At 64.0% G+C, this 794-nt stretch carries 1 pseudogene; it reads right to left on the bottom strand.

From position 1 onward, the window contains the following. Positions 1-763, bottom strand: a pseudogene (locus AE618_RS27290) (IS5 family transposase); the annotation flags it as partial. Positions 764-794: the final 31 nt, after the last annotated feature.

The raw sequence follows: 794 nt of genomic DNA, 5'->3' as shown, positions 1-794 counted from the left end.
TAGGTCGTGTGGACAAACCTGATCCAGCATCGGATCGTTGCGAGCTGCACGAACCCGAGGAAGCTGGACGCGAGCTTGTCGTAGCGGGTCGCCACGCGGCGTGAGTGCTTGATCTTGTTGAAGAATCGCTCGATGCGATTGCGCATGGCGTAGGCCGCCTTGTCGATTGTCCGCTGCATCTTTCGGTTCGACTTGGTCGGGATCACCGGGTCGATGCCGCGCCGTTCGAGGTCGGATCTGATGGCGTTGCTGTCATAGCCCTTGTCGCCGAGCATCGCCTCTGGCAGTGGCGCGTCCTCCGCCATGAGATCGTCGTAGGCCGTCATGTCGGAGGCCTGGCCGGGCGTCACATGGAAGCCGACCGCCAACCCTTCCGCATTCGCTCTGGTATGAACCTTGGTCGTGAGCCCACCGCGCGAACGGCCAATACAGTTTCTCTGAATCCCCCCCTTCCGCCGGCGCCGTGCTGATGCACCCGGACAATGGTGGAATCGATCATTTGCAGCGTGTTGTCAGAGGCTTCGCTGTCGGATAGCGCTGCCAGCATCACGTCCCAGACGCCGGCCTCGGTCCAGCGTCGATACTGCCGGTGGACCGAGTTCCAGTTGCCGAACTCGGGCGGCAGGTCACGCCATGGCACCCCCGTGCGCGTCACATACAGCCCGCCGCCGAGCCCCCGCCGATGGTCCAAGGGCCGCCGCCCGCCCTGCGTCCGGTTCTCGATCAGGAAAGGCGCGAAGAACGCCCATTCCGCGTCGCTCATCAACCCGCGAAGCACCGCTGCCCTCCTCAAA

The organism is Allobosea vaviloviae (genome assembly GCF_001298265.1).
In the GTDB taxonomy this organism is placed as follows: domain Bacteria; phylum Pseudomonadota; class Alphaproteobacteria; order Rhizobiales; family Beijerinckiaceae; genus Allobosea; species Allobosea vaviloviae_B.
The sequence above is the reverse complement of the archived record's forward strand: the minus strand, read 5'-3'. Positions and strand labels throughout refer to the sequence as shown.